General features: G+C 45.2%; 17 protein-coding genes. 11 read left to right on the top strand and 6 right to left on the bottom strand.

The annotated features are described in order from the left end of the window. Positions 1-34: 34 nt before the first annotated feature. The 3 genes from EYR25_RS09555 to EYR25_RS09545 are packed head-to-tail and all read left to right on the top strand — an operon-like array spanning position 35 to position 3,440. A complete protein-coding gene (locus EYR25_RS09555) occupies positions 35-1,207 on the top strand; it encodes a dsDNA nuclease domain-containing protein (protein ID WP_133179624.1) in 1,173 nt (390 codons plus the stop codon). Next, a complete protein-coding gene (locus EYR25_RS09550; protein WP_133179622.1) occupies positions 1,204-1,683 on the top strand; it encodes a hypothetical protein in 480 nt (159 codons plus the stop codon). The genes EYR25_RS09555 and EYR25_RS09550 overlap by 4 nt, the downstream gene beginning before the upstream one ends. After that, positions 1,680-3,440, top strand: coding sequence for an ATP-binding protein (locus EYR25_RS09545; RefSeq protein ID WP_133179620.1), 1,761 nt, complete (start codon positions 1,680-1,682; stop codon positions 3,438-3,440). Before EYR25_RS09550 ends, EYR25_RS09545 begins: the two co-directional genes overlap by 4 nt. Before the next feature lie 240 nt (positions 3,441-3,680). Here the strand turns inward: EYR25_RS09545 and groL are convergent, their stop codons facing one another. Then, the gene (groL, locus tag EYR25_RS09540) at positions 3,681-5,318 is read right to left on the bottom strand and encodes a chaperonin GroEL (RefSeq protein ID WP_023268749.1); all 1,638 of its coding nucleotides are present in this window, start codon (positions 5,316-5,318) and stop codon (positions 3,681-3,683) included. Positions 5,319-5,375: 57 nt separating this feature from the next. Continuing rightward, positions 5,376-5,666, bottom strand: coding sequence for a co-chaperone GroES (locus tag EYR25_RS09535; protein WP_011071021.1), 291 nt, complete (start codon positions 5,664-5,666; stop codon positions 5,376-5,378). A 227-nt stretch (positions 5,667-5,893) separates the two neighbouring features. On the opposite strand from EYR25_RS09535, the gene EYR25_RS09530 reads away from it, so the two are divergent. Beyond that, complete coding sequence (locus EYR25_RS09530; protein WP_133179618.1) at positions 5,894-7,252, top strand: MATE family efflux transporter; 1,359 nt, start codon at positions 5,894-5,896, stop codon at positions 7,250-7,252. Here the strand turns inward: EYR25_RS09530 and EYR25_RS09525 are convergent. After that, positions 7,249-8,238 (bottom strand): LysR family transcriptional regulator, encoded by a 990-nt coding sequence (locus EYR25_RS09525; protein WP_023268751.1) that lies wholly within the window; start codon positions 8,236-8,238, stop codon positions 7,249-7,251. The two genes, EYR25_RS09530 and EYR25_RS09525, sit on opposite strands and share 4 nt — an antisense overlap. 129 nt (positions 8,239-8,367) lie before the next feature. Here EYR25_RS09525 and EYR25_RS09520 point away from each other — a divergent pair, with 129 nt between their 5' ends. Together EYR25_RS09520 and EYR25_RS09515 are read left to right on the top strand one after the other, a co-directional pair. Beyond that, the gene (locus EYR25_RS09520; RefSeq protein ID WP_133179616.1) at positions 8,368-9,450 is read left to right on the top strand and encodes an efflux RND transporter periplasmic adaptor subunit; all 1,083 of its coding nucleotides are present in this window, start codon (positions 8,368-8,370) and stop codon (positions 9,448-9,450) included. Positions 9,451-9,453: 3 nt separating this feature from the next. After that, complete coding sequence (locus tag EYR25_RS09515) at positions 9,454-12,537, top strand: efflux RND transporter permease subunit (protein WP_133179614.1); 3,084 nt, start codon at positions 9,454-9,456, stop codon at positions 12,535-12,537. 154 nt (positions 12,538-12,691) lie between these two features. Here the strand turns inward: EYR25_RS09515 and EYR25_RS09510 are convergent, their stop codons facing one another. Next, a complete protein-coding gene (locus EYR25_RS09510) occupies positions 12,692-13,282 on the bottom strand; it encodes an FxsA family protein (protein WP_133179612.1) in 591 nt (196 codons plus the stop codon). 223 nt (positions 13,283-13,505) lie between these two features. Here EYR25_RS09510 and cutA point away from each other — a divergent pair, with 223 nt between their 5' ends. The 5 genes from cutA (at position 13,506) to EYR25_RS09485 (ending at position 20,078) form a co-directional block, all read left to right on the top strand. Further along, entirely contained in the window at positions 13,506-13,829 is a 324-nt protein-coding gene (gene cutA, locus EYR25_RS09505; RefSeq protein ID WP_023268756.1) for a divalent-cation tolerance protein CutA, read from the top strand. After that, positions 13,826-15,664, top strand: coding sequence for a protein-disulfide reductase DsbD (locus EYR25_RS09500; protein WP_133179610.1), 1,839 nt, complete (start codon positions 13,826-13,828; stop codon positions 15,662-15,664). The genes cutA and EYR25_RS09500 overlap by 4 nt, the downstream gene beginning before the upstream one ends. 152 nt (positions 15,665-15,816) lie before the next feature. Then, positions 15,817-17,448 (top strand): cation:proton antiporter family protein, encoded by a 1,632-nt coding sequence (locus EYR25_RS09495; protein WP_023268758.1) that lies wholly within the window; start codon positions 15,817-15,819, stop codon positions 17,446-17,448. Positions 17,449-17,777: 329 nt separating this feature from the next. Then, on the top strand, positions 17,778-18,923 hold the full coding sequence (gene galK, locus EYR25_RS09490; RefSeq protein ID WP_133179608.1) for a galactokinase: 1,146 nt from the start codon (positions 17,778-17,780) through the stop codon (positions 18,921-18,923). A 123-nt stretch (positions 18,924-19,046) separates the two neighbouring features. Beyond that, positions 19,047-20,078 (top strand): aldose epimerase family protein, encoded by a 1,032-nt coding sequence (locus tag EYR25_RS09485; protein WP_133179606.1) that lies wholly within the window; start codon positions 19,047-19,049, stop codon positions 20,076-20,078. A gap of 109 nt (positions 20,079-20,187) precedes the next feature. On the opposite strand, the gene EYR25_RS09480 is transcribed toward EYR25_RS09485, so the two are convergent. Continuing rightward, on the bottom strand, positions 20,188-20,592 hold the full coding sequence (locus EYR25_RS09480; RefSeq protein ID WP_023268761.1) for a hypothetical protein: 405 nt from the start codon (positions 20,590-20,592) through the stop codon (positions 20,188-20,190). A gap of 322 nt (positions 20,593-20,914) precedes the next feature. Next, on the bottom strand, positions 20,915-21,913 hold the full coding sequence (locus EYR25_RS09475) for an NAD(P)H-quinone oxidoreductase (protein WP_133179604.1): 999 nt from the start codon (positions 21,911-21,913) through the stop codon (positions 20,915-20,917). Between the last annotated feature and the right edge of the window lie 2 nt (positions 21,914-21,915).

Below are 21,915 nucleotides of genomic sequence, written 5' to 3'. Positions count from 1 at the left end.
ATCGATATATTATTAAAGATAATATGGTGATTCAATGCTTCATAAAGTTAGTCCTAGAGAACAAAATGGTAGAGATTCATTTAGTAGGTTTAAAGCCCAAGCGAAAGCCGCCGCAATAGCATCATTATCAATTTTAGACAAAGATGGAGTTGATAGAGTGTACTGCGATCTTCATGATGACTTTGTCGTTAGAAAAATAGGGGAAAATGGAGTTGGTTACATTTTTTATCAAGTAAAGACTAATTCAAAACAGAACCATAACTGGACTATCAATGAACTATTTGGCCTGTTAACACAAAAAAATAGAATAAAGAATCAGGAACCAAAAAAAATAAGAGAAAGCTTCATAGGAAAAATGTTGCTCCACACGATAGTTTTTGACATTTACTGTAACTCAATTGTTTTTCAGACAAACATCAATACTCATGATGATGTAGAAAATTTATATAAGGACATTAATGAAGGTAAGTTTGAAAATAAATTCACACAGATATTACTACAACAATTCAAAGAGATATACAAAGAAAAATGCAGTTCTGACATATCTGAAGAGGATATAAAAAAGAAGCTTTCAAAGATAAAATTTGAAACTGATGTTCAACATTTAAAATTAAATGATGATACATTCGAAAGCCTTACTAGAGACAAAATATACAGGTTCAGTGAAATAGAATTAAAATACACTGAATCAAAAATGATCATCATGAAGCTTTTGGAACTAATAGAGCGAAAATCATCTGGTACCATCCAAGAGCTTACAGCGGAATCAATTGAAAATAAAGCTGCAGTATCAATTGATGACTTGTTATCAATCATGAGTATTTCTAAGAGTGCGTATGATATTTTAGTTGAAGGCGGTGATGATAAAGCAATAAAAAATGCATCAATTATTCAAAGACTTTTAGAGTCTAGCGGTGCAAGTGAATTACAGATTGAATACTGCAGTAGATCTAAAACAAGTTGGGATCTTTGGGTTAGAAACAATAGACATACAATTCCAGAGTTTGACCTTCAATCAATCTTCATTGAAGTTCAATCTGCACTACATCATTTATATGAAAATGGAACATCTATTAATCTTAAGGACTTAAAGAAATTGGTAACTAAATTATACGACGAACTCAATCAGTCCGATTTATTATTTGACTTGAATAAGGAACTATTATTCGGGGCACTACTATCAGAAATTGTTAGGATGAAGTCATGAATTTTGATGATTTTTTTGATAGTGTCTCTAATGAAACCATATATTTTAATACAAAGAGAAAAAATAACTATCACTCTCAATTTCTAAGTAATGAAGCTCTTTTTCAACTTCCACTAATAAGTATAATAATTTTATTATTAGCAAAGGACAGACGCAAGCCTCTTGTTTCAGAAATAGGGCAATTAGTCGGTGAAAGTATTGAGTTGAGCCTCCCCGGCTTTAAAGGTTCCGCTCAGCATATCGGTTGGTCTGCAAACTTAAGAATACGTACAGTAAAAGCTTTAAGCTATTTAGAATTGACAAATTTAATTGGAGTAGAAAAGTCATCCAATAGAGTTTTTGTAACTGAACTAGGTAAAAAAGTTATCTCAAAAGCAATGAGCAATGATAGTGATCTATCATATAACTTATCTAGAATTGCTAATTCATATAGAAATATTTGTGTATCAAAACAGCTAGACTTGGAACTGGAATGAAACTACTAGACATTAAAATTTTCCCAATAAATAAAAATGGATGGGAATCTGACAAGCTTGTTTTCGGCGATCATTTCACTCAACTTTACGGTCCTAACGGATGTGGCAAGACACCGTTAGTACAGTCAATTGCATACTGCCTTGGTTTTCCGTCCGTTTTCAGAAATGATATCTACAATCACTGTAGTCATGTTGAACTTAATGTTGAATGCCATGATGAAAAAATCAATATAAAGCGAGTCTATAGTAGAGATGTTGATATTGAAGTGATTGATAGCAAAGGTCGAAGATCAAATTTTTACAATGAAAAAGATTACTCTTCATTTATATTTGAAAAACTAGGAATAAAAACAACAACTTTAGTATCAAACAATAATTCAGCTACTTACGCATATATAGCTTCTTTTTTGCCTATTTATTACCTTGATCAAGATGACGGTTATTCTAAGCTTTATCATGCTCCAAATAATTTTATAAGAGATCAGTTCTCTGAAATAATGAGAATGATCTTGAGGCTCCCAGTTAAAAACTCGTTTGACATTAAGAAATCGCAGCTTTCAGCCAAGCAGCAGCTTGAATTGTTAGACAAGCGAGTCAACACATCGGCTTTGAAGCTCAAATTTGCTACACAATCTGCCAACTCAATATCTAGAAACTATAATGAGATATTGCACGAGATATCTAGTCTTGAACAAGAACTAGAAGCTTTAAAATCTTCAGGAGCAACACATGATGATTCTTTACTAGCTCTTGATAGACTAGTAAATAGTAATAGAAAAGAGATTCGTAGACTGGTAGATGAAATTTATGAAGTTGAAAGTAGAACTCTAGGAATTAATAATATCGTTCATGAAATAAATGTAGAAATTGAAACATTAAACTTAAATGAAGAAGCTAGAAGAGTGTTCTTGTCATTTAATGAAATTTGTGGATCCAGTTCATGCAGCTTATTTTCATCCAGCTCTGATTCTTATAGTAAGAACTTACTTTACCTAAAAGATCAAATTAAAGATCTACAACGAAATGCTGATGCAGATAAAGAAAAAATAGATAACCTTAAATTACAAAAAACTCAACTAGAGACTGTTGTACAAGGTATTATTGAAGAAAGAAATAAATACACTATAAAATCAGAAATTTCTGCGTTAGTTGATTCTATTTCAGAAATTAAAAATAAAATTTTTTCACTGCAGAGCCAAAAAGATGAACTTGACTCACTTATAAAAATAGAAAATACTCACATAGACATTCTAAAACAAAGAGATATAGCTCTAGAAAAATATCAGTCTTATACCCCCAATAGAGAATCCATCCCATCTATATTGAAAATAAAATCTCAACTAAGAGAACTATTCATAAAATGGCTTAATGTAATTCACACTACAAATATTAGCTTTGATATCACATTCAAAGACGATTTTATTCCTGTACTAGGTACTGAACAAGTATCCCAGTTGAAAGGTAGCACTAAAATTCGTGCAGTTCTTGCATACCATGCTGCGCTCATTGAGTTAATGGCGATAAATTCATTACTTAGCTTTAAAGTACTAATACTTGATACGCCTAAGCAACATGAAATACACAATGATGACCTTAATAAATATATACTTCAATTGAAATTACTTTGCCAAAAATATGGTATTCAAGTTGTTTTCTCAACTACTGAGTATCGCTATATTGGTGATATGGATGACATTGAATGGAACCCAATATACAAAGGTAGTGAACAACTTATGTTTTTAAGACAGCCAAATTAAAGCAAATGGGCAGACTAAAGCTTTGCCGCCAGTCCAAAAACAAAACCCCGATACTGTTACCAGTATCGGGGTTTTCATTTTTCTCTTACAAGAATTTGGGTTTAAGCGATTAAGCTAAAGACCACAGATGCTTTTTGCGCAGGATAAATCGTGTTAGTACAAGGCGCTGTGAGCGTAGCATACGTTGTTTGTATGTGAGCGAGCAGCAACGCCGTAATCACCGATTTAAACCAGCAAAAATTACATCATGCCGCCCATTCCACCCATACCACCCATTCCGCCCATATCTGGCGCATCAGCCTTTGGCAGCTCAGCTACCATTGCTTCGGTGGTGATCATCAGACCTGCGATAGACGCTGCGAATTGCAGTGCGCTACGGGTCACTTTAGTTGGGTCAAGGATACCCATTTCTAACATGTCACCGTAGGTGTCGTTGCCCGCGTTGTAACCGTAGTTACCGCTGCCGTTTTTAACGTTATTCGCTACAACAGAGGCTTCTTCGCCTGCGTTGGTCGCGATTTGACGCAGTGGTGCTTCCATTGCGCGTAGCGCGATAACCACACCGTGTTTTTGGTCTTCGTTAGCCACTTCAACGTCAGCAATCTTAGAAGCAACACGTACCAGAGCAACACCACCGCCAGGTACCACGCCTTCTTCAACCGCAGCACGAGTTGCGTGCAGCGCGTCTTCTACGCGTGCCTTTTTCTCTTTCATTTCAACTTCGGTCGCAGCACCGACTTTGATTACCGCAACACCGCCAGCGAGTTTAGCCATACGCTCTTGCAGTTTTTCTTTGTCGTAGTCTGAAGTTGATTCTTCGATTTGTTGCTTGATTTGGCTTACGCGCGCTTCGATTTGCGCTTGTTCACCGTTACCATCGATGATGGTGGTGTTGTCTTTAGTGATCACAACACGCTTAGCAGTACCTAAGTCTTCTAAGGTTGCTTTTTCAAGCTCTAAACCGATTTCTTCAGCGATTACAGTACCGCCAGTTAAAATCGCCACGTCTTGCAGCATTGCCTTGCGGCGGTCACCAAAGCCTGGTGCTTTAACCGCAGCCACTTTCACGATACCGCGCATGTTGTTCACAACTAAGGTTGCTAAGGCTTCGCCTTCAACGTCTTCGGCAACGATCAGTAATGGCTTACCGGTTTTTGCCAGACCTTCAAGGATTGGTAACAGTTCGCGAATGTTAGAGATTTTCTTGTCGACTAACAGTACGAACGGGTGATCTAATTCAACGCTGCCAGTTTCTGGCTTGTTGATGAAGTATGGAGACAGGTAGCCACGGTCGAACTGCATACCTTCTACTACGTCCAGTTCGTTTTCCAGTGCTTGACCTTCTTCAACGGTGATCACGCCTTCTTTACCGACTTTTTCCATTGCAGTAGCAATGATTTGGCCGATTGACTCATCAGAGTTTGCAGAGATAGTACCTACTTGAGCGATAGCTTTTGAGTCGGCGCAATCTTGAGAAAGGTTTTTCAACTCGATAACGGCTGCAGCAACGGCTTTATCGATACCGCGCTTTAAGTCCATTGGGTTCATACCCGCCGCAACGGCTTTTAAGCCTTCAGTCACAATGGCTTGTGCTAGAACGGTTGCAGTTGTGGTACCGTCACCTGCGGCGTCGTTGGCTTTAGAAGCAACTTCTTTCACCATTTGCGCGCCCATGTTTTCGAACTTGTCTTCTAATTCGATTTCTTTTGCAACAGACACACCGTCTTTAGTGATCAGTGGCGAGCCAAAGCTCTTGTCTAATACCACGTTACGGCCTTTAGGGCCTAGGGTCACTTTTACTGCGTTAGCCAGAATGTTTACACCAGCCAGCATTTTTACGCGTGCGTCATTACCAAATACAACTTCTTTAGCTGCCATAATTGAGTATCCTTTAAATTTTGATGATTAATTGGAATGTCGAATTGATGTCGTGGATTAACCTACGATAGCCATCAGGTCAGCTTCCGACAGGATCAAGACTTCTTGACCGTCGATTTTTTCTTTCTTAACACCGTAACCTTCATTGAAGATCACTACATCACCCACTTTCACATCCAGAGGTCTTACAGTGCCGTTTTCTAAAATACGGCCATTACCTACTGCAAGGACTTCCCCGCGAGTCGATTTTTCGGCGGCGCTGCCAGTTAACACAATGCCACCCGCTGAAGTTGATTCAACTTCTAAACGCTTAACGATTACGCGGTCATGTAATGGACGAATATTCATCTATGAACTCTCCTAATGATTTAATGCCCAACAATCGAGGCGATTTTGTGATGAAAAAGAGGAGGCATTTCCAGCTTCCCCTTTGATGTCTGTGATATGGGGTTACCCCTTGCCAGATCCAAGTGCCTTTACAAAAAAAAATTCAAATTTTTGATGTCAGTTTTTTCAAGCGGGCACAATCCTGCTAGAATTCGGCCTCCGCTCGCAAACAAGGCACCATTTTCCCCATGAAAGACAGACACGGGCTGCTTAGCGCGCCAATTGGTCGTGTACTGCTCAACATGAGCCTCCCCAACTTGATTGGCATTATGACCATTCTAGGTTTTAGCCTCGCTGACACTTTTTTCATCAGTCAGTTAGGGACAGAGGCCTTAGCGGCGATCAGTTTTACCTTTCCGGTGACTTTGATTATTTCCAGTATCGCCATTGGGATTGGCGCAGGGGTTTCGACCAACCTTGGCAGGCTAATTGGCTCGGGCAATGCCCCACGCGCCAAGGTATTTTTGCACGATGCACTGCTGCTGACCTTTATCCTTATCGCCAGCTTATCCGCCCTAGGTAGCATTTTTATTAAGCCGCTCTTTAGTTTGCTTGGCGCCAATAACTCCAGTTTGCCGCTTATTCATGACTATATGATGTATTGGTATGTGGGCGCGCCGCTGTTGGTGCTATTGATGGTGGGCAACCAAGGCTTACGTTCGACGGGGGATACTCGCTCCCCGGCGATGATTATGTCGTTGGCGGCGATCATTAACTTAATCCTCGACCCTTTATTAATCTTCGGTATCGGGCCTTTCCCACGCTTAGAGATCCAAGGCGCAGCGATTGCCACCCTGTTCTCTTGGCTGATAGCCCTGTCGCTCTCGGGTTATTTGCTGATTATTAAGCGGCGGATGCTTGAGCGGGCAGCATTTGATATCGATAGAATGCGCGCCAACTGGAGTAAACTCGCCCATATCGCCCAACCCGCAGCCCTGATGAATTTAATTAATCCACTCGCCAATGCGGTGATTATGGCGATGCTGGCGCATATCGACCACAGTGCCGTCGCAGCCTTTGGTGCGGGCACGCGTTTAGAGTCGGTGCTGTTAATTGTGGTAATGGCGCTCTCGTCGAGCCTGATGCCGTTTATCGCGCAAAACCTCGGTGCAGGCCAACCCCAAAGGGCGAAACAGGCGCTGCTGTTATCACTTAAATTTATCTTTGTATTCCAAACCTTACTCTATATTCCACTGGCATTTTTCGCCCAGCCACTCGCGAGTTTATTCAGTACCGATCCGCAGGTGCTAGAGTGGTTAAGCTTCTATATTCTGGTCTTGCCCTGCGCCTATGGCCCGCTGGGCATAGTTATTATCTTTGCCACGGCGCTGAATGCGTACCACAGACCCATGAGCTCGTTAGTGATTAACCTGTGCCGCTTAGTGTTATTGATGCTGCCGCTGGCGGCGCTGGGGTCTTATATTGATGGGGTGAAAAGCTTGCTGCTCGCGCTCCCCATCACTAACCTCTTGATGGGGATTGCTTGTTATTATCTGGCGCAGCGGATTTGCGAGCCGACCAAGGTCACGACCGCCGACGCTATTTAGGTTGTGCTTTTTAGGCTAAAACGCACATCATTAGGCGGGAATGGCTCTTCCGATGCTTTACAGACTCGACGCACATTTTGAGTGCTAAGATTGGTTGGAATACCATTCGGAGCCAGCTCTTGCATAATAAAGTCGATAAAGCGTCTACAGGCTAAACTTACATAACGTCTTGATGGATAAGCCAAATAGCATTCGCCTGGATGGGATTCTATCTCGGGTAGTAGGGTAATTAACTGCCCAGAAGCAAGGTAATCAGCCACCACTTCTGCGGGCGCATACACGATCCCGCGTCCTTGCAAGGCAAACTCTACTGCGACCTCGACACTGTTAGAGCAAAAATTGCCTCTCACTCTCACTTCCTGTTCGGCACCAATCCATAACTCATTAAAGATCTTGCCATTTGAGAGTCGAAATAAGGACACATTATGGGATTCAATCTCTTTTGGTGTTGTTGGAGTACCGTATTGCGCTAAGTAGTCGGGGCTGGCATAAAAACGCAAATCCGTGGTGAAGATAGGCCGCACGACTAGATCTAAGGTATCTAGTGCAGGTTCCACCACGAAGGCTACGTCGAGATTATTCTTAACCATATCAACGGACTCTGCACTACTGATCACTTCTACCGTCAGTTTTGGATGTAAATCCATAAAGCGGAATATGGCGTGCATCAGTACATTCATGCTGTGGATAGGAAACATTTGAATTCGGAGATGGCCACTGATCTCAGCATCTTCGTTAGTCATCTCAAACAGGGTTTCGTCGAGCTGCGCCAAAATGTTTTGCGATCTATGGTAAAAATGGCTTCCCGCTGAGGTCAGCGTCATCGAGCGACTCTGGCGGTGGAATAGCTTGATATTCAGTTCATCTTCCAACGCCTGTAAACGGCGGCTCACGGTCGATTTAGGTAAGTTAAGCAAATCAGCAGCTTCGATCAAACTACCAGTTTCGGCTATGCGGTGAAATAACGCTAAGTCCTCTGTCTTCATTTTTAACTTAATTTCAATCTCATTATGTGGGACTCATAATCCCAAAGTATCCCGTTTATTGCAACAAATTTAGCTGTTATCTTCGCGTCCCTAAAATGCTGATAAATTGTTATCGAGGACTCCCTGACCATGAAATCATATCGACTGCTTCCCCTAGCGGCTTTATTGCCAGCCGTGCTCACAGCTTGCACTCCAGCGGAAAGCTCGGTACAGGCGAGTGCCATTCGTCCAGTAAAACTCTTTGAAGTTGAGCAACTCGAAGGGGGAAATTTAAGGACGTTTCCGGCGCGCGTCAGTGCTAATAGCCGCGCTGAATTATCCTTTAGAATTTCCGGCGAACTGACGGATCTCGCATTAGTGGAAGGACAACAGATCCGTCAAGGTAGCCTGTTGGCTAAACTCGATGACAGGGATGCCTATAACAATTTAATGACCCGCGAAGCGGATCATGAACTCTTAGAGGCGGATTTTCAGCGTAAAACCGAACTCCTCAAACGCAAATTAATCTCTCAAGCTGAGTTTGATAGCGCCCAAGCGCAACTTAAATCGGCCAAAGCCGCCTTAGCCGCCGCCCGTGACCAGCTAAGTTATACCAAGCTTATCGCTCCCTTTAGTGGCACTGTGGCCAAACGTTTAGTGGATAATCACCAAATCGTACAGGCCAACCAAGGGATTTTAACGCTGCAAAACAACAGTTTGCTTGATGTCAGCATTCAAGTCCCCGAAGCGATGGCGGCGAGCCTAAACAACTATATTCAGCAGCAAAACTTTACCGCTAAGGTACGTTTTAGCGCATTAGCAGGCATGGAGTTTGATGCGAAATTCAAAGAATATTCGACCCAAGTGACCCCAGGTACTCAGGCCTATGAAGTGGTATTTTCATTACCGCAACCTAAAGATATTCAATTACTTCCGGGCATGAGTGCTGAGTTAACCCTCGCCTTGGTAAAAACACCAGATCAAACCGCGTCGGCCATAGTGCCAGTCACAGCTATCGACAAACGCGATCAGGATGGACGAGTTCAAGTCTGGGTCTATCAAGCGCAATCGGGCGAAGTGAAACCCACAGCTGTGACTTTAGGCCGAGTCACCACCGAAGGTATCGAAGTCTTAGGCGGCATCAACAAGGGCGACTTAATTGTCAGCGCAGGAGTATCCCAATTATCCGATGGAATGAAAGTTAAACCACTACGCTGGCAGCGCGGAGTGTAATTCATGAATATTGCTGAGTATTCCATCCGCCACAAAGTGATTAGCTGGATGTTTGTGTTACTGCTGCTCGTGGGCGGTGGTGTGAGTTTTACTGGTCTTGGGCAATTAGAATTTCCCGAATTTACCATTAAAGAAGCGCTTGTAATCACCGCCTATCCAGGCGCATCGCCAGAGCAAGTGGAAGAAGAAGTCACCCTTCCCCTCGAAGATGCATTGCAGCAACTCGATGCGGTTAAGCATGTGACCTCAATCAACAGTGCGGGCCTGTCGCAGATCCAAATAGAGATTAAAGAAACCTACGATAAAACCAGCCTGCCACAGGTGTGGGATGAGGTGCGTCGTAAGGTTAACGACACCGCAGGACAACTGCCTCCCGGCACTAGCACGCCCAAGGTCTATGACGACTTTGGCGATGTGTACGGCATTTTGTTTAATCTCTCAGGGCCTGACTATAGCAACCGCGAATTAAGCAACTATGCCGACTATTTGCGCCGCGAACTGGTACTGGTGCCAGGGGTCAAAAAAGTCTCTGTCGCGGGCAGCGTAACCGAGCAGGTTGTGATTGAAATATCACAACAAAAACTCTCGGCACTGGGGTTAGATCAAAGCTATATCTACGGTCTGATTAACAATCAGAACGTGGTTTCTAATGCGGGCAGTTTGGTGGTTGGCGATCATCGGATCCGCATTCATCCCACGGGCGAATTTAGCAGCGTGCAGGATCTTGCGCGTCTAATCGTCAGTCCACCAGGCAGCACCGAGCTTATCTATCTTGGCGACATTGCTCATATAGAAAAAGATTACGATGAAACCCCAGATGTGCTCTATCACAACCGTGGCGAAGCCGCCCTCTCCCTGGGAATTTCGTTTTCGAGTGGCGTCAACGTGGTCGAAGTAGGTAAAAGTGTTAGCGAGCGCCTTGCCGAGCTGGAGTCACAACGCCCAATTGGGATGAACTTAGATACGGTTTATAACCAAAGTCTGGCGGTCGATGACACAGTAAATGGCTTTTTGATCAATCTATTAGAATCAATTGCCATCGTTATTGCCGTGCTGTTGCTGTTTATGGGCTTGCGCTCAGGCTTTTTAATGGGGTTAATCCTGCTGCTTACCATTCTCGGTACTTTTATTGTGATGAAAGTGCTAGGTATTGAGCTGCAACTAATCTCCCTTGGCGCTCTGATTATTGCACTTGGTATGTTGGTCGATAACGCCATTGTGGTAACGGAAGGCATTTTGATAGGCCTGCGCCGGGGTAAGACTCGCCTCGAAGCCGCTAAACAAATTGTGTCGCAAACCCAGTGGCCACTGCTTGGCGCCACAGTAATTGCGATTATCGCCTTCGCGCCGATTGGTTTGTCGCAAAATGCCGCAGGGGAGTTTTGTCGCTCGCTGTTCCAAGTGTTGATGATTTCCTTATTTATCAGTTGGATTACTGCGATAACCCTAACGCCTTTCTTCTGCCATTTGCTGTTTAAAGATGCCCCCGCAGATGAGGAGGAGCAGGATCCTTACAAAGGCTGGTTCTTCAGCGTATACCGCGCGAGCTTAACCTTTGCCCTGCGTTTTAGAATAGCCAGTATTCTCCTGGTCGGCGCCATGCTTGTTAGTGCAGTGATTGGTTTTGGCCATATCAAAAATGTGTTCTTCCCTGCGTCAAACACGCCCATCTTCTTTGTCGATATTTGGATGCCAGAAGGCACGGATATCAAAGGCACAGAACGCTTCGCCGCCGATATTGAGCAGCTGCTACTCAAGCAAGCCGAAGAGCAACACAGCGGCCTTAAACACTTAACCACAGTCATTGGCCAAGGTGCGCAGCGTTTCGTCCTGCCCTATCAACCGGAAAAAGGCTACCCCGCCTTTGCACAGCTAATTGTTGAAATGGAGGATTTAGCATCCTTAAAAGTCTATATGCCAGAGTTAGAAGCACTATTAAATCAGCGATTCCCACAGGCGCAATATCGATTAAAAAACATGGAAAACGGCCCGTCTCCGGCCGCGAAGATCGAGGCGCGCTTCTACGGCGATGATCCTGAAGTGCTGCGTGCATTAGGCGCGCAGGCCGAAGCCATCTTCCATGCAGAGCCGAGTATGGATGGTATTCGCCACGATTGGCGCAACCAAGTGCCTTTAATCCGTCCGCAGTTGCAGAATGCGCAGGCGAGGGAAACGGGGATCAGTAAGCAAGATCTGGATAACGCATTGTTAATTAACTTTAGCGGCAAACAGATTGGCCTGTACCGCGAAACCAGCCATTTACTGCCCATCGTTGCCCGTGCCCCCGCCGAAGAGCGTTTACAGGCGGACAGCCTGTGGAAACTGCAAATCTGGAGTAGTGAGCACAGCACCTTTGTGCCTGCCACCCAAGTAGTGAGCCAGTTTGAAACCCAATGGGAAAACCCCTTAGTGAAACGTCGTGACCGGATGCGGATGTTAGCGGTTCTGGCCGATCCTAAGCTTGGCAGCGACGAAACCGCCGATTCTGTGCTCCGTAAAGTGAAGGATAAGGTTGAAGCCATCAGTCTCCCCGCGGGTTATCACCTCGAATGGGGCGGCGAGTATGAGACCGCTGGCGAAGCCCAAACTGCGGTATTTAGCTCGATTCCACTGGGTTACTTGGCGATGTTTTTAATCACAGTGTTCCTGTTTAACTCGGTACGCCAACCCTTAGTGATTTGGTTTACCGTGCCACTGGCCTTGATTGGAGTCTCGGCGGGATTACTGATTTTCGACGCGCCCTTTAGCTTTATGGCACTGCTGGGGCTGCTGAGTCTATCGGGCATGGTGATTAAAAACGGCATTGTGTTAGTCGATCAAATCAACCTAGAACTCGACGAAGGCAAGCCGGCCTATATCGCCTTAGTCGATTCAAGCGTCAGCCGTGTCCGCCCAGTGATGATGGCGGCGATCACCACCATGCTCGGGATGATCCCGTTGATCCCCGACGCCTTTTTCGGCTCGATGGCGATCACTATCATCTTTGGTTTAGGTTTTGCGTCGCTGTTAACCCTTATCGTACTGCCAGTGATGTACAGCTTGGCCTTCAATATCAAACCGAATGCAGTGGCGAGCGAGCAGAACTAGTTCGCCACTCCCCCTAAACGCTTCCCGGCGTGGCCGATCGATGCTGTTTATTATCATCGATTGGCCTTTTCATTTTGGGGCGTTCAAGAATAGCGGCTACCCCCGATAACTTGAGGCTTTACACTGAGGAAAGAGGGTGAAGCAGAAAAGCGGATTACGCCTTTGGATCTTTGGGTTGTTCGTCTTTATCCGCTAATTGATGGCTCTCGGGACGTTTATCGCTAGGATCGACTTTATGTTCATAGTCGCCTTCGTACACATTGCCATCGGCATGTTTATCTTGCTCGAAGGGATGCTGTCCAAATGGATTCGATTGTGAGCCAGAATGCGGTCCAAATGGGCCCGCACCAAAACCGCCGTGCATACCACCCCGCAAACCCGATACCACCCTCAGCTGCATACGTTTAAACACTAAGGCTGCAATCGGGCGACGGGTTAAAGGAGTCAGCAATAATAAACCAATAAAATCAGTTACAAAACCAGGGATAACCAGCAACACACCCGCCATGGCTAACATCATGCCTTCGACAATTTCTTGCCCTGGCGCTTCGCCTCTAGCCAGTTTTTGCTGCACTTGCATAAGCGTACTTAGCCCTTGGCTGCGCACTAAAGAAACGCCGACGATGGCGGTAAATAGCACTAGGCCTATGGTTGTCCAAGTACCGAGCACTTCGCCAACGCGGATCAACACCGACAGTTCGACAACTGGGATCAGCACAAATAATAAAAACAGGATTAAAAACATACCGACCTCAGATTTATCTCACTTCTTTGAAAACTAAATGGGGGCTATCCGGTCATAATTCAAGTCATTTGGCAGGAGCAGTCTGTAAAGGAGTGAAACTTCTGATATTTAGCTCACCCTTTTGTGACCAGCTTAATGTATGAGACCATAAAAGCACGTAAAGTAGCTTAGCCTAATAGGCTTAAGCGAAGTTTAAGATTGTTAAGGGACGATACCTCACGCCATGCAAGCCCAGTATTTAGTCGTCAGCACTAGTTGCCCTGATGAAGCTCAAGCAAAGCGCATTGCCCACGCCTTAGTGGAAGCACGCATTGCCGCTTGCGTGCATATCTCGGCGCCGATTATCTCAGTGTATGCATGGGAAGGGAAAATCTGTGAGGAGCAAGAAATTAGCTTACACATTAAATGTTTACAAAGCCGCTATGCCGAGTTAGAACAGCTTGTGCTTCAACTCCACCCTTATCAAGTGCCTGAAATTATTGCCGTACCCGTCACTCACGGGCTACCAGCCTATTTAGATTGGATAAAAGATAACACTCAGCCATGAAAAAACTACTTAGCTTTATCTTCACCGCCTTACTGCTGCTTACGCCCTTAACTCAAAGTAGCAATGTTTTCGCTAATAGCTTCGGTTTTCTAAAAAGTGAGCCAGAGTTAATGCCCGTTGATCAAGCCTTTGCCTTTGATTTTAAGCAGGAAGGCAATAAGGTTACCCTCAATTGGGTGATTGCCGACGGCTACTACATGTATCGGGATAAGCTTAAGTTTAGTGTCAATGGCGCCGAACTGGGCACCATAGATCTGCCAAAGGGCAAGCCTCATAACGACGAATATTTCGGTGAGCAAGAGGTTTACTACACCTATATCGATATTCCGGTAGGCCTGAAACAAGCCAATGACAATGGCACCTTAACCGTAACCTTTATGGGCTGCGCCGAGGGTAAGCTCTGTTATCCACCGACCAAGCGCGATGTCACCCTAAAAGCCGTCGCGGCCAATGATGGACAAATCGCCTCTAGCACAGACAACGCTAATACAGAGTCTGCAGCCACTGCTGACGCTAAACAAGCCGACATCGCCCCCGCTAAGCCTATCACTCAGCAAGATAGCCTAAGCCAGATGCTATCTAACGACAGTTTGCTCTGGACCTTAGTGATCTTCTTCGGCCTTGGTATTGGTTTGGCGCTCACGCCCTGCGTCTTCCCTATGTATCCGATTCTATCGGGCATTATTGTCGGACAAGGGCAAAAACTGTCGACCGCCAAAGCCTTTACCCTGTCAATGGCCTATGTGCAGGGTATGGCGATCACCTACTCGATTTTAGGTCTAGTGGTTGCCTCTGCTGGGATGAAATATCAAGCGGCACTGCAACATCCCGCTGTGCTCGTCTTTTTAGCTATCCTGTTCTTTGTACTCAGTTTATCCATGTTTGGCTTGTACGATCTCAAACTGCCTTCAAGCTGGCAGGAGAAGATGAACTCAATTTCAAACAATCAAAAGGGCGGCAATTTAGTTGGCGTGTTTTTGATGGGGGTGATCTCGGGATTAGTGGCCTCGCCTTGTACTACGGCACCACTGTCTGGCGCCTTAGTCTATGTGGCGCAAACCGGTGATTTGGTTCAAGGCTTCCTTGCGCTTTATGTACTGAGCATGGGCATGGGTGTGCCGCTACTTATTATTGGCACCTCGGGTGGTAAGTTACTGCCACGCGCTGGCGCTTGGATGAACATCATTAAAACCGTGTTTGGCTTCCTGCTGATTGCGGTATCGATTGTGATGCTTGGCCGTATTTGGACGGGTGTGGTTTCCGATGTACTTTGGTCACTGTGGGGCATCAGCTTCACTGGTTATCTGATGCACCAAAACAAACTCAGCGCCTTTAACTGGAAACAAACCGTGCGCTCAGTGCTGCTCACACTCACGCTGCTGGCAAGCTTTTCCTATGGCTTCCAAGCTGTCATGGGTCACTTTGGTTTTACTCATAGTCCGGTTGCGACTACGACAACAGCTGAGCAAGCCCATGGCTTTAAACGGATTAAATCCATTGAAGATTTAGACCGTGAAGTTGCCGCGGCGACCGCTGCAGGTAAACCTGTAATGCTGGATCTCTACGCCGATTGGTGTGTTGCCTGTAAAGAGTTTGAGGCCATCACCTTTAAGGACGCCGACGTGTTAACGCGAATGAACAAGATAGTGTTACTACAGGCCGACGTGACTAAGAGTGATGCCGTGGATGTGGCACTGCTTGAGAAATACAACGTGCTGGGCCTGCCGACGCTGCTGATGTTTAACGAGCAAGGCGAGCAAAGGGAAGATTTAAGGGTAACGGGCTTTATGGGGCCGAAGGAATTTGCCGCCCACTTAGATCACTTAGTGAAATAATCTCAGCCACAACGCTAATTTATCACTACGCCGTTTTAGCGTAAAACCAACAAAAAGCGGACTTTTTTCATTAAAAGTCCGCTTTTTTATCGCGCTGTCATCGATTTCTTATACAATCCTTGTTTAACGTGGACTTTTAAGATTGGAGCATCATGGAACCAGCCATCCTCATTATCACCCTTGTTTGCGGCATGCTTGTTAGCCGTATAGGACTTCCTCCTCTCATCGGCTACTTAGTGGCAGGCTTTGTACTCTTTGTTTTAGGTATCGAAAAAGAAAGTCTGCCATTGTTGCAAGAGCTTGCTAATCTGGGGGTTACTCTCTTACTGTTTGCTATTGGCCTAAAACTCGATATTCGTAGCCTATTTAAGGCCGAAGTATGGGCAGGATCGAGTGTGCATTTAATGCTGTCGATTTTAGTCTTTGTGCCAATTCTTAAAATATTAGGCTTAATTGGCTTAACCCAACTCACCAGCCTTGGGATTGAGCAATTAACCTTATTGGCGTTTGCATTAAGTTTCTCCAGTACCGTTTTTGCGGTAAAAGTATTGGAAGATAAAGGGGATATGCAATCCCTTTACGGCCGAGTTGCTATTGGTATCCTGATTATGCAGGATATTTTTGCCGTACTCTTTTTAACTATTTCTAAGGGCGATGTGCCTTCGGTATGGGCATTTGCACTATTGTTATTGCCACTGGCAAAACCGCTGATTTATAAAGCCTTTGACCGTGTTGGTCACGGTGAATTATTAGTGCTATTCGGATTAGTTATGGCACTGGTTGTCGGTGCTTGGTTATTTGAATCCGTTGGTCTTAAACCGGATCTCGGCGCGCTTATCATAGGGATTTTACTCGCGGGGCATAAAAAGGCCTCTGAGCTGGCTAAATCCTTGTTCTATTTTAAAGAACTCTTTCTTGTCGCCTTCTTCTTAACCATTGGTCTTAATGGCCTACCTACTGTATCGGATATTGTATTGGCCGCGCTCTTGGTTCTGTTAGTGCCATTAAAAATCCTGTTATTCGTCTATATTCTGACACGATTTAAGCTGCGCTCCCGTACCTCGATGTTGGGTTCGTTTAACCTTGGTAACTTTTCTGAATTTGGTCTTATTGTGGCTGCCGTTGCCACTAGCAAGGGTTGGTTGCCTTCACAATGGCTGGTGATTATCGCCGTAGCCCTAAGTTTTAGCTTTTTATTAGCCGCACCTCTCAATGCAGCAGTGGGCAATATCTATCAAAGATACCAACAACGTCTGATAAAGCTTGAAAAACGACCACTGCATCCGGAGGACAGACCGATTGCCATTGGTAATCCGCGCTTCTTGATTTTAGGTATGGGCCGCATTGGTAGTGGAGCCTACGATGAGCTGCGCGCACGCTTCGATGGTGAAATCCTTGGCATTGAACACAAGCAGGATTTGGTCGATTTACATCGGGCAAATGGCCGTAACGTGGTACAAGGTGACGCCTCGGATACTGACTTTTGGGAAAAGCTAGATAAAGCGCCAAACCTTGAGTTAGTGCTGCTGGCCATGCCACACCATGCAGGAAATCTGTTCGCTGTAGAGCAGCTTAAAAAGTTGAATTATCAAGGAAAACTGAGCGCCATCGTGCAATACGGCGATGATGCAGCCTCTCTTAGAAGCTCTGGCGTACACAGTGTATATAACCTGTACGAAGCCGCTGGTGCGGGTTTTGTTGACCATGTTGTCCATGAACTGTTGCCCGACTCTGAAACTAAGGCCGATACCGAAGCGCAAGAAGGGGCTCAAAAACAGGCATAGAGTCTCTCGTACAAAATGACCAAGTTGGATGGGTTTAATTAAGCAAATACGCATTTTTTGCCATGAATTAAACTCATCCTATTTTGTTATAAATTGGCTCAGGAAATAGTCAATCTATAGCCAAAATCACCTCTTATTTAAATCATAAAAATCAAACAATTAATTCAACTTATTATCGCCCGACTTAGGCTTTAATAATCACTATCGTTTTTCCCTAACAAGACTATCGTCTTTGCCATAGAAAATCTCAGTTACATCGCCGACTTAGTCGTGATATAAATCGAAGACAAGAACGAAATTAGCTCAGCTTTTTTGGAAGTCTTTTCAGCATGTCGAACCCTGCGCAGCGCGCCACTAAGTTATTTGTCCAAACCTTTGGCACTAAAGCCGATGATTTATATCAAGCCCCAGGTCGAGTAAATCTGATCGGTGAATACACGGATTACAATGACGGTTTTGTTTTACCCGCGGCCATTAATTTTCATACCGTTATCGCCGTTAAACGCCGTGAAGATAATAAGTTTCGCGCCGTTGCCGATGCCTTTCCGGGCCAAATCAAGGAATGGAGCTTCGGCAAAGATACCGAAATTCATCCTGAAGATGGTTGGGTGAATTACTTAAAAGGCCTAACCGTCGCCATGGCCAACACTGGGCTTATCGCCAAAGGGTTAGACTTAGCAGTCGTGGGCGATGTACCGCTAGCAGCGGGTCTATCCTCCTCCGGCGCCTTAGTTGTGGCATTTGGCACCGCCATTAGCGACAGTAGCCAATTGCATCTGTCACCCATGGCGGTGGCACAGCTCGCTCAACGTGGTGAATATCGATATGTTTCATCTGCTTGCAGCATTATGGACCATATGGTTTGTGCCATGGGCGAGCCGGATCATGCCCTGCTTATCGACTGTCTGGATCTTGATAGCGAACCGATTGCGATCCCTGAAAACCTCAGCCTGATCATTATTGATGCCCATATTGAGAAACAACGTTTAGCAGCAATCAATGAGTTGCGACGTGAAGAATGCGCTCAAGCTGCCGAGTATTTTGGCCTCGACGCCCTGCGCCACCTCGATCTGCGTCAACTTGAAAGTGCCAAGGATAAATTGGATGAAACTCTGTATCGCCGCGCTAAACATGTCGTCACCGAGAACAAACGTACTCAGAGTGCAGCACGGGCACTAGAGCAAAATAATCTATCTAAATTCAGCCAATTAATGGCACAGTCCCATCAATCGTTACGGGATGATTTTGAGGTAACGCTGCCTGAGTTCGACACTCTGGTGGATATAGTAAGCCAAGTCATTGGGGAACGCGGTGGCATTCGCATGACCGATGGCTGCGTGGTTGCCTTAGTGGATCATGAGCTAACCGATGCGGTAGTTTCTGCGGTCGAACAGGCATTTTTTGAGCAAACAGGGATAGATGCAACTGTTTATCTCTGTTCAGCGAGTGCTGGCGCGGGGCGAATCGATAGCTAGTCAGTCAATTACGCTCAATCCATTTATCCAGACCAATACCATACGAATTCAGCCATGAATGAGTGGTATTTGTTATTTTTAAGAGGCAAAATCAAAAGGTTAAATCACATAGAGGGAAGCTAAATGGTGCGTTTTAGTGTATTAGATCCTTGGACAGATCCCCGCGGCGGCGAAATTGAACGAGTGCGGATAGACAATGGCATCATCGCCTTAGAAGTGCTCAGTTTAGGTGGCATTATTCGCTCACTTTGGACGCCGGATAGACAGGGAGAGCGCGCTAATATCGTGCTTGGCTGCGACAGTGCCGAAGATTATTTAACCCAAAACGCTCACCTAGGTGCTATCGCTGGACGTTTTGCTAATCGTATTGCGATGGGCAAACTGCAATATCAAGGGCAAGAGTATCAACTGGATATCAATCAGGCCAGTAACTGTTTGCACGGTGGCCGAGACGGTTTTAATCGAAAAAACTGGCACTTAGGTCCACTTCCCGACGGTGTGCGTTTGTCTCTAGTCAGCCCCAATGGCGACATGGGGTTTCCTGGCAACTGCACAGTTCAACTTGACTATCGCCTTGCCGCTAACAACCTCTATGTGGAAATTCTCGCCTCTGTAGATAAGCCTTGCCCCGTCAGTCTCACGCAGCATTCCTATTTTAATCTTGATGGTCAGCCCAACAACCACCAGCATCGTATGCAAATTGATGCTACGCGCTATCTCACCATGAATGAGGTCGGTATCCCTACGGGCATTGCTGAGGTTAAAGACAGTATTTTTGATTTAACTCAAGGTGTTACCCTAGGGGATAAACTCCAAGACCCAGCGCTGGCCAGTACCCAAGGTTATGATCATTGCTATCTGATGGATAATCCCGATGCTTCGCTGCGCCGCTTTGGTTGTTTAAGTAGCCCTGTCAGTGGTCGCGCCATGACGGTTTTTACCAATCAGCCTGGTGTACAACTTTACTGTGCTAACTTTTTAGCGGGAACCGTGGGGCGAAACCATCAAAGTTTGAACCAATATCAAGGTGTATGTATTGAACCACAAATGCTACCCGACTCGCCGAATCAAGTTCTACTTGGAGAGGATGCGTGGTTAGTACCAGGTAAAATTTATCATCACATTAGCCGCTATCAATTTGATATTGAAGGCTAAAAATAAACGTATTAGGGAAAAAGCTGTAGAGAAAAGGAAGGAAAAGCTGGTAAGGAATAAAGTGGATTATTCCTTACCCTGACCGAATTTGCCCTAGGCAAACTCAGTGTTAATCGTCGAAATCATCGCCCCAATCTTCATCAAAATCGGCACCAATGGCATCGGTTTCGATTTCAGGCTCAACATCGGCCTTAGCCTTACGTACGGGGCCAGAATCCTTCACATTGTTCAGGTCAATACGGGCTTGATGCTTGCTCATAAATTGAGCACGAGCTGCTTTCCATGCGCCGCTAAACTTAGCCTCTGCAGCTTTTAACGCAGCATCATCTAAATCATGTAGGTTTACTTTAACTATGTCTTCTACATACTCAACAATGGCATCACGGTCGGTATTATAGAGGTAGATTCGTCCAGGGGAAGCCTCTGGCAGCTGGTTGTCATGGACGACAATCGCGTTGCCCTTCGATGTTCTCAGCTCACCATACCAAACCTGTTTCTTTGCTGTGTTATACATATATGCCAATACCCTTAAATCAACACATACACTATGAGTTTTTTAGTCTGAATAAGCGAAGCGTCGCTTGCTTTGATCCACGAATAGCGCCGGAAAGTCTCTGACGTTTTCAACTGGGTATTTTTACAGAATATTTCCGATAATCAATGCCTCATACCATGAAATTTTCACTTATTACGCATTAATTTCGGCCAAAGTCTCTAAAATATTTTGTCATTAACGACTTTAGTCTAAAAAAACATCACAGCAAGTTTTAATTCGGCGACTCGCCTCCATCAAAGGATTGAGGCGAGCACATTTATGCATATGTTACTCAGTGAGATCACAAGGTTAATACCACTTTGCCTCTATGTTCACCCGACTGCATAAGCGCATGGGCCTTAGGTGCATCGTTCAATGGGTACGTTGCAAAAATATGCGGCACAATTTGCTGGCTATCGAGCAAAGGCCAAACACGTTCATGTAATTGCCTTGCGATTTCAGCTTTGGCTTCAACCGATTGAGGTCTGAGAGTTGAGCCTGTCCAAACAATTCGCTTCGCCATCAACTGAAGAATATTGACCTCTGCCTTGCCGCTACGTTGGGTCGACACAGACACCATACGGCCATCAAGCGCTAATGCTTGAAGATTCAAGTTGATAAAGTCACCACCTGCAATATCAAACACCACATTAACGCCTTTACCTTGGGTAAATGCCATGACTTCTTCGACAAAATTCTGGGTGTTGTAATTGACTACAAGGTGGGCACCTAATCCAGCGCAATAGTCGCGCTTTGCGTCCTGCCCCGTGGTTGTAATCACTGTTGCACCTAAATGCTTAGCAAGGGAAATCGCCGTACTGCCAATACCGCCTGAGCCGCCGTGGATCAATACCGTTTCGCCCGCTTTTAGTCCCGCGCGCATAAAGAGGTTGCCCCAAACGGTAAAAAAGGTTTCAGGCAGCGCTGCCGCTTGCACCATCGAAAACCCCTTGGGAATGGGCAAACAATGAGCTGCATAGGTCAAGGTGTATTCCCCATAGCCCCCTCCGGGAACTAAAGCACAGACTTTATCCCCCAATTGCCATTGGGTTACTCCCTCACCTAAGGCGCAAATCTCACCAGCCACTTCAAGCCCTAAAATTAACGATGCTCCGGGGGGTGGCGGATAGACTCCCGCCCTTTGCTTAAGATCCGGCCCATTCACCCCAGCCGCACTTACACGGATAAGAACTTGTCCAGCCCCAACAACCGGTATGGGTGAACGGGAAAGTTGCATCACCTCTGGCGCACCGGGCTGTTCAATATGAATATGGGCATAATCATTGGGTAAATCTGACATAG

Source organism: Shewanella decolorationis (assembly GCF_004354305.1).
GTDB lineage: Bacteria > Pseudomonadota > Gammaproteobacteria > Enterobacterales > Shewanellaceae > Shewanella > Shewanella decolorationis.
The sequence above is the reverse complement of the archived record's forward strand: the minus strand, read 5'-3'. Positions and strand labels throughout refer to the sequence as shown.